At 46.9% G+C, this 8917-nt stretch carries 8 protein-coding genes; 6 read left to right on the forward strand and 2 right to left on the reverse strand.

Annotated elements, in window-relative coordinates; all coding sequences use genetic code 11:
- Positions 1–614: 614 nt before the first annotated feature.
- The 6 genes from pheA (at position 615) to acpS (ending at position 6698) form a co-directional block, all read left to right on the forward strand.
- Complete coding sequence (pheA, locus tag JG770_RS09780; protein WP_291958380.1) at positions 615–1451, forward strand: prephenate dehydratase; 837 nt, start codon at positions 615–617, stop codon at positions 1449–1451.
- A gap of 81 nt (positions 1452–1532) precedes the next feature.
- The gene (locus tag JG770_RS09785; protein ID WP_291958383.1) at positions 1533–2510 is read left to right on the forward strand and encodes a DUF2232 domain-containing protein; all 978 of its coding nucleotides are present in this window, start codon (positions 1533–1535) and stop codon (positions 2508–2510) included.
- Entirely contained in the window at positions 2507–4513 is a 2007-nt protein-coding gene (locus JG770_RS09790) for a DHH family phosphoesterase (protein WP_291958386.1), read from the forward strand. Before JG770_RS09785 ends, JG770_RS09790 begins: the two co-directional genes overlap by 4 nt.
- Entirely contained in the window at positions 4510–4959 is a 450-nt protein-coding gene (rplI, locus tag JG770_RS09795) for a 50S ribosomal protein L9 (protein WP_291958387.1), read from the forward strand. The genes JG770_RS09790 and rplI overlap by 4 nt, the downstream gene beginning before the upstream one ends.
- Positions 4960–4965: 6 nt before the next feature.
- Complete coding sequence (gene dnaB / locus JG770_RS09800; protein ID WP_291958390.1) at positions 4966–6306, forward strand: replicative DNA helicase; 1341 nt, start codon at positions 4966–4968, stop codon at positions 6304–6306.
- Between the two features lie 17 nt (positions 6307–6323).
- Positions 6324–6698 (forward strand): holo-ACP synthase, encoded by a 375-nt coding sequence (acpS, locus tag JG770_RS09805; RefSeq protein WP_291958393.1) that lies wholly within the window; start codon positions 6324–6326, stop codon positions 6696–6698.
- Between the two features lie 59 nt (positions 6699–6757).
- Here the strand turns inward: acpS and JG770_RS09810 are convergent, their stop codons facing one another.
- Together JG770_RS09810 and JG770_RS09815 are read right to left on the reverse strand one after the other, a co-directional pair.
- Positions 6758–7741: an ATP-binding protein gene (locus JG770_RS09810; protein WP_291958396.1), complete on the reverse strand. Its 984-nt coding sequence runs from the start codon at positions 7739–7741 to the stop codon at positions 6758–6760.
- A gap of 13 nt (positions 7742–7754) precedes the next feature.
- Positions 7755–8747 (reverse strand): DnaD domain protein, encoded by a 993-nt coding sequence (locus JG770_RS09815; RefSeq protein ID WP_291958399.1) that lies wholly within the window; start codon positions 8745–8747, stop codon positions 7755–7757.
- Between the last annotated feature and the right edge of the window lie 170 nt (positions 8748–8917).

The raw sequence follows: 8917 nt of genomic DNA on the forward strand, positions 1-8917 counted from the left end.
CTCGGAATATAGATGGGATAAAATCCCATCAAGGAGCATTAGCGTGAAATAATGAGGTAGGATACGCTACAGAAATTCTACGACGTTTGGGACAACCTCTGATATCATCCTCCGTTCTCTATCTTTATATATTAGACTACCTTATAGCGTAAAAAGTTGCATTTTTTAAAAATATTTTTTTGGGAATCTATTGAATCCCCAGTCAGTTTTTGAGAGTCTTTTATTGTAGTAATGATTATATTTAATAAAGCCGTTATTTATAAAGAAAAATATCATCACTATTTCCCTTATAATAAACAACGCTGAGACACTCTTACTGACCATCTCTATTTTACCTCTCTAAACAAATATTTGCAATATATCTAAAGATATATTTTGGCATTTTTCATAAACGCCCGTCTTTAGTGGTTAACACCATGTTTGTTTAGGAATAGTTTATATGTTTACGGCCTTGAAGCCAGCGCAATTACGCGCTTTTTTTGTTGTCAAAAATACTTTCAATATGACATTATCATAAAATTATAATAGCTCCGATTTACAACCTGGAAATCATCGAAGATAACTGCTATAATATCAAGTATAGGGACGATGATATAGGTAGGAGAGGAATTGTATTGAAAAGACTCGGTTTTTTAGGACCGGATGCCACATTCACACAACAGGCGGCCTTGGAATATTGCCGCTATAATCCCAGACAGATGGTCGAGTATGCCAGCATACCCGATGTTATATGGGCGGTAGCTTCCGATAAAGTGGACGAAGGATTGGTACCTATAGAGAATTCCATAGAAGGCGCGGTTAACGCTACTATGGATATGCTGGCCCATGAGGTGGATTTATTTATAGTGGCTGAGCTGGTATTGCCGGTACATCAGTGCCTTATGGCACGTCGAGGCGTAGACATGGGTGATATCACCGATATATTCTCTCATCCGCAAGCGTTAGCTCAATGCCAGCATTTTATACATAGCAATATGCCTGATGTCAACGTGCATAATGCATACAGCACCGCAGCAGCCGCCAAGCTGGTAGCGGAGAGCGACAAACCATGGGCGGCCATCGCCATGCCATCGGCGGCGCAGCGATGGGGCCTTGATATACTGGTATCGGACATACAGGATATGCCCGGCAATGCCACGCGTTTCGTGGTTTTAAGCAAGCAGCTTGCTCAACCGGGCTTGCATAATAAGACATCTATAATTTTCAGCGTCGAGGATACCCCCGGCAGCCTGTATCATACGCTCAAAATATTTGCTGACAAAGGTATAAACCTCACGCGCATAGAGTCTAGGCCGGCTAAGAAGATGTTGGGGCAGTATCTTTTTTTTGTTGACCTGATAGGGCATAGCCGGGATGATATAGTAGGCGAATGTTTGGAAATAATATCAAACAACAGCAGTTTCTATAAATATTTGGGTTCATACCCTGTATGGGAAGGGACAATCGCCTGACCGTAAAGCAAGCGTTTTAGATCGCTGCGGTTAGGCCGTAAAAGAAGATCAGATAGGATTTGCACATTGAAAGGAGCGTTTATGTCTGACAATAAAAGCGGCCGCGTTTTACTGGAGGTCATAGGTTATGGCGCATTAGCGGCGCTGTTATGCCGTGCATTGGCTGTGGCGCCGCTGATTAATTGCGTATTGCTGCTTACCCCTGCGCCGTTTATTATGATAGCCGTGCGCCGCGGCTGGCTTTGGGGCGCGGTATCTATAGGCGTGGCTTTAGCCGTATTATATTTGACAGGCGGTACTATAGCTGTACTGGTTTTCGCAGCGCTGGTTATACCGACAGTCGTTATACTGGCTTGGTTTTTCAAGCGCAAATCGGATGCCTTTTATGCCGCATTAGCCTCGTCTGTGGCGGTGGCGGCAGCCGGTATACTCCTGGTGCAGGCCGTGAAATGGTCTACAGGCCGAGAAATATTCGATTATATTCAGCAAGCATTAGAGACGCTGTTTAGCACGGCCGATATGAACTCCGATATATTCGGCATGTTGCAACCTCAACAGGGCGAGGCGATATCGCCGGAGGATATGGCCACGGCGCTTACTTCTATTTTTAATATAATGTTGCCGTCTATGATCATGATACTCTCCTTGATCGCAGGCTTTATCAATATGACGGCAGCCGGTCGGTGGCTGAAAAAATATGGAGCCGATATATCGGATATACAGCCGTTTCATGAATGGGCATTACCCAACGATGCTGCAAAGGGATTGCTGAGCATAGCTGTAGTGGGGTTGGTAGGCATGCTCTTTGGCATATCGGGTTTCGATATGGTTTTTGCCACTATAATAGGTGTGCTGAGTTTCATATTCGCTGTACAGGGACTGGCAACGCTGGATTATATAATGATAATGAGCAATATGGGCGTTGCCGCCAGAGTGACGCTTATGATACTGAATTTTGTTATATTCCAGCTCATGCTTACCATGCTGGGCGTTGCCGAACAAATATTTCATATAAGGCGTAATATAAAGAATAGATATGATGGCGGGATGGATTCATGAAAAATAGATGGAATAAATGGCTTGAAATCCCAGAACTGAATATATACCTGCTTATAATACTGGCTTTAAGCCTTATACTGATGCTGTATGACAGGCAGGTAGGAGCGATAGCTCTGGCTATGACGCTGCTGCTGGTTCTATATAACTGGTATAGCAGCCGCCGGCGCAATATGCGCTGGAGCGAGTATATCGAGGGCCTTTCCAAGGACATGAATTGGGCGGCTAAGAAGGCTGTATTGTCAGCGCCTTTGCCCATGCTGACCATGGAGATGGACGGAACGGTGATATGGTACAATAAGCATATGGGCCAATTGTTCAAAGGCTTGCGCTTGATGGGCGAAAACATCGCATTTTATATTCCGGAATTGGATGCTAAAAAGCTTACTGTCGATGAGCAAACGCATATGTGCCGTGTGGTGTGGAAAGACAGACATTACGATGTGATGTACTATGTGACACAGCGCGGCGACCGCGATGACAGCGACAAAACGGTATTGATGCTTTATTGGATAGATGTCACTGATTATGCCTTGCTTCAGCAGGATTATGCCGCTAAACAGCCGGTGGTAGGCCTGGTATATGTCGATAATTACGACGATGTCATGGCCTCGGCTGAAGAGGCCAATCGTCCGGCTATCGCCGCTGAGGTGGATAAAGTAATCACTGAGTGGATAGCGTCTTTGAACAGCGCCTGGTGCAAATACGAGAGGGATAAATATATGCTGGTGTTCGAGCATATCCAGCTCGACGAGTTGGAACGTAGGCGCTTTGATATATTGGATAGTATAAGGGAGATAGCTATAAGCAATCGGTTGGCGCCGACCTTGAGCATAGGCATAGGTATACAGGGAGAAAGCTATGCCGAGGGAATGGCAATGGCCAGAAATGCCATAGATCTAGCATTGGGGCGCGGCGGCGATCAGGCTGTGATCAGGGATCGCGAGAAATTCTATTTCTATGGCGGCCGGAACAGGACTGTGGAGAAAACGTCCAAAGTAAAGTCCAGGGTGATAGCTCATGCTTTGCGGGGGCTTATGGAGCCGGCTTCAAAAATATTCATAATGAGCCATGAACTTGCCGACTTCGACTCTATAGGTGCGGCCATAGGGATCTGGCGCGGTGCCGCAAATGTCGGCAAAAAAGCCCATATCGTATTGGACCGCGGGAATCCGTCGATAAGCACATTGCTGGAAGAAATAAAACAGCATGAGGAATACGCCGATATGCTTATAACCAGCGAACAAGCCCTTGATATTGTATCAGATGATGCGCTGGTCATAGTGGTGGATATACAAAGGGCGTCATATACCGAGTGCCCGGAGTTGTTAAAAAGCGGCGCTAAAATAGTGGTGATAGATCATCACCGCAGACCGCCCGACGGCATAGAAAACCCTACTTTGGCTTATTTGGAGCCTTATGCCTCGTCTACATGCGAGATGGTAACCGAGATACTGCAGTATATAAGCGATAAGATAAAGGTAGAGCCATTGGAGGCCAAAGCACTTTTGGCCGGTATCATGGTAGATACCAAAAACTTTGCTTTTAAGACAGGCGTGCGCACCTTTGAGGCGGCATCGCTGTTAAGGCGCATGGGAGCTGATCCGACGGCCGTCCGGCAGTTGTTCCAGGATGACCTCAATACATTTACGGCACGGGCTAAAGCCGTTACGCAGGCCAAGATAGAGTTTCCGGGCATAGCTATATCGGTATGTCCCGATGAACTGGATGGTTCCAATATAATAGCAGCGCAAGCGGCAGATACATTGATAAATATAAAGGGTATTCACACTTCGTTTGTATTGATGCCCGTAAACGGTGCAGTGTATATAAGCGGGCGTTCAATGGGTGATGTAAACGTACAGCTTATATTGGAGAAATTGGGCGGCGGCGGTCATATGACAATGGCCGGGGCACAGCTCACAGGCGTGGATATAAACAAGGCAAGGGAAATGCTCATCAATGCTATAAAAGAGTATTTGAAGGAGGATAACTCAAAGAAATGAAAGTATTATTAAAAGAAGATATAAAGTCCATAGGTAAAAAAGGCGAGGTAGTAAATGTAAGCGATGGTTATGCGCGCAATTATCTTCTGCCGCGCGGTTTGGCCGTAGAGGCCGACGAGGGCGTTATCAAGGCCGTGAAGGCGCAAAAACAGGCTGAAGATACGAAACTGCAAAGAGAAAGAGAGCGCGCATTGCAGCAAGCCAAGTTGATAAACGAGAAACCGCTTATTATAAGGGTGAAATGCGGAGAAAACGGCAAGCTGTTTGGTTCGGTTACCAGTAGGGAGATTGCCGACGAGATGGATAGACAAATGCATATAAAGGTGGATAAAAAGAAAGTGGAATTGGACGAGCCAATAAAAAATATAGGGAGATTTAAAGCCAAAGTGAGGCTTTTCCCCGGCGTAGATGCATCTGTAACTGTGGTAGTAGAAGGCTTGGAGTGATCATACATGGAACCTGCTATCGATCGTATACCGCCTCATAATATAGAAGCCGAGCAATCGGTGCTAGGGGCTATGCTGCTGGATAAAGAAGCGGTGGCTGCCGCTACCGAGGTACTGCGTAAAGATGATTTCTACAGCGAGGCCGACAAAGAGCTGTACGACGCTATGGTATCGCTGTATGAGACAGGGCAGCCGGTGGACCTGGTAACGGTAACCGAGCAGCTGCGCAAGCGCAATACGCTGGAAGCTGTGGGCGGCTTAAGCTATATTACGGCGCTTTCGGCGTCGGTACCCACTACGGCCAATGTGGATTATTATATACGTATAGTGGAAGAGAAGGCTATATTAAGGCGCCTGATACAAACGTGCAGCCTTATAACCAAGGATAGCTACGAAGCAGCAAAGCCCGTGGAGGATATAATCGACCAGGCCGAAAAAGGTGTATTCGACATATCTCAGAAGCGCCACCACGGCGGATTTATACCCATAAGCCAGGCGCTTATAGAGGCGTTCGATCATATAGAGGAGCTCTATAAAAATAAAGGGCATATAACTGGTATACCGACGGGGTTTGCGGATTTGGATTACAAGACGGCGGGATTTCAGCCTTCCGATCTCATACTTATAGCCGCCCGGCCCAGCATGGGCAAAACGGCCTTTGCGCTGAATATCGCTCAATATGCTGCTGTTAAGGCCAAGATACCGACGGCAATATTCAGTCTGGAAATGTCCAAAGAACAGTTGGTCAATCGCTTGTTATGTGCCGAGGCCAATGTGGACAGCCATAAGCTGCGTACCGGCAACCTCGATGAAGAGGACTGGCCGCGTCTGGCTGCGGCACTGGCGCCGTTATCCGAGGCGCCGCTGTATATAGATGACACGCCGGCCATATCGGCGCTGGAGCTGCGTTCCAAAGCCCGCCGGCTTAAGATGGAGAAGGGATTGGGCCTTATAATAATTGATTATCTACAGCTTATGCAGGGCAGGCAAAACGCCGAGAACCGTCAGCAAGAGATATCCGAAATATCCCGCTCGCTCAAAGCCCTTGCGCGCGAGCTTAATGTCCCTGTAATAGCGCTATCGCAGCTTTCGCGCGCGCCGGAGGCCCGTACCGACCACCGCCCCATACTGAGCGATTTGAGAGAATCCGGGGCGATGGAACAGGATGCGGACGTAGTGGCGTTCTTGTACAGGGACGAATACTACAATCCTGATACCGATAAAAAAAATATTGCCGAAGTCATAATAGCCAAACAGCGCAACGGCCCGACGGGCGTAGTGGAGCTGGTATGGCTGGGGCAATTCACCAAGTTTGCCAATCTGGAGCGTCAGCGCACTCCTATGTGATAAAGGAGGCAAATACGATGATAAAAGGTATAGGAATAGATATGGTCAGCGTAAGCCGTATGGAGGATGTTATATCGCGGAGCGGCCAACCGTTTCTCGATAGGGTCTTTACGCATAAGGAGCAGGAATATTGCAATATGGCCAAAAGCCCATTTGAGAGGTATGCTGCCCGTTTTGCGGCCAAGGAGGCTTTCTTTAAAGCATTGGGCACCGGCTTGCGCTATGGTATAAGTTGGACAGATATCGAAGTGACGGCGAACGATACGGGCAGGCCGTCTCTACTGGCATATAATGCAGCCTTATTGAGAATGCAAGAATGCGGTGCCGAAAGAGCGTGGATATCCATATCGCACGATGGAGGCTATGCCATAGCGCAGGTAGTGCTGGAGTAAGGGTGGATATCATCTGCTCTTGCCGTGAGCAATGATTTGATTAATCGGTACTCCATGCCCTATGCCAATTGCTTTCTTATATCCTCGCCATAGAACTTCAGTATGGTATAGTGGCCTATTATACGCGATATAATGCGCTCGGAATAGGCATCGTTGAGCTGGGACAGCGTTAAATTAGTCGATATTATGGTCTTTTTACCGGCCAACAGGCGCGAATTCAGCACATTGAACAGCTCGGAACTTATAAAGCTGTTGTTAAGCTCGGTACCAAGGTCGTCTATGATCAAAAGGTCCACGTCGAGCAGCATATCGAATCGCTGAGGTATATAGTCCGATTTGTTGAGGCTGAATTTATACTCGCGCAGTATCTCGAATATGCTGAAAGCGGTCTGATACAGCACCGTTTTGCCTCGATCAAGTAATTCACGCGCTATGCAACTGGACAAAAATGTCTTGCCTAAACCGGTAGGACCGTAAAAAAGGAGGTTTTCAGGCGATTGGTCAAAATCCTCCACAAAAGCCAGGCATGCCGCGTATATCATCTCCATATTTTCGCGCGGCGTCATGGCCTCACCATCTATCGGCTGATCGGAATAGCGAGTTATATCGAACGTATCGAATGTCTGTGTCTTAAGCATTTGGCCAAGGTTGGACTGTGCATAAGCCCGATCTATCAATGCTTGTCTCAGACAATGGCATTTTTGGGTACCTATATAGCCCGTATCTTGGCAATCTTTGCAAATATATTGAGGAGAAAGATAGTCCTTGCTGTAGCCGGCGCTTATGAGCAGGCGACGTTTCCTGTCGCGCAGCTCTTCCAGCTTATGTTCAAGCTCATCGACCGCTTGTTGACTGTTTATCTCGTGATTGAGCATGGCCTTGGATATGCTCATGCCGAGCTGCCTTATTTGGTCGTCTATTTCTGCTATCTCGGGTATGAGCTTATAGATTTCATCCTTGCGTTCTATGAGCAGCCTTTCGGCGCGATCCCTGCGTTGTTGATATTGCTGAAGTATGTCGTAATAATCCCTGGCGCTGGCCAATAATATACCTCCTCTAACCTTTGAAGCGTTTCAAATTATTTTCCTGTATCTGATGTTCCAGTTGTTTGAAATCATAATCCCGCTGAGGGAAGTTATGAAAACTATTCTTCGTTTGTGTCTGCGTTGGTTTTTTGTTGCCGGATGTTTTGGCTTTTTTGGATTCTATAAAGCGCTGTATCGCCTTCTCGGCATCATCCACCGTGCATACTCCCTCGTTGCGCCAACGCTCCAGTATGGCATCTATATACGCAAAGCTCGGTTCGCGCGTATTTACGGTCTGATCACAGGCCAGTAGCACGACATCCAGCGGCATGTTCCATTCGTATAACCATTTATCCATATACTCGGCCTGACGTTTGGTAGGATTACCGTATATACCGAGCTGTTCGCATACCTTCTTATGTTCGATATTGCGCTTTTCGAATCTGCGCAGGTGTTGTTCGGCTTTCTCTATGCTGTCTATGCCGTTTTGCGCCCATTCCACGGCCACTTTCTCTATGTACCTTATATTGCGCTTACCCAGGCAGCGGCAATGCTCCAGCAGCATTATTATGACCTCTACGGGCAACCCCAGCCAGTCGTATAAACTGTATATGACCTGTATGTCGTTTGTGCTGAGCAGACGCTCTAATTTCTCTTCGGCTATTTTGAACAGCAGGGCTATCTCATTGCTGCTCTGTATGCTGGCATTTATCTCGGTGGGCGTGTAAGATGGCCTGTCATCGAGCGATATATCGCTTTGCACCGACGGCGATCTCGATGGGGTGGTGAAAAAGCCGACCTGGCACCAGTAGCGCTGGGCTTGGCGCACCTTATCCCTGCTTAAGCCGGATAGATCGGCTATAACGCTGATATCAGGCATGTTACCGCTTATAAGGTATTGCCTCAACATGCAGAGGTATACCTTCACGTAGTCTCCATCGACGTCCTTTATATAATTATCTATAAAATTATTCTGCACGGGCGTAAAACCCATAGCATCCGAACTGCGCTTTTCTATAGCCATATTCCTTTACCTTCCATCTCTGCATGTTATTTTGTCCATCGTTCGTTTCTTATACTCTATCATAGCATATTTTTTATAAGCTGCAAGCTTTGTTATGGTCTAAAAATGTCGTTCATGGGTAAATATATTGCTAAAGCGACGATTTATAGACCGGCACGCATGTTTGCAAA

The sequence above is a fragment of the Mahella sp. genome (genome assembly GCF_020054945.1).
In the GTDB taxonomy this organism is placed as follows: Bacteria; Bacillota; Clostridia; order Mahellales; family Mahellaceae; genus Mahella.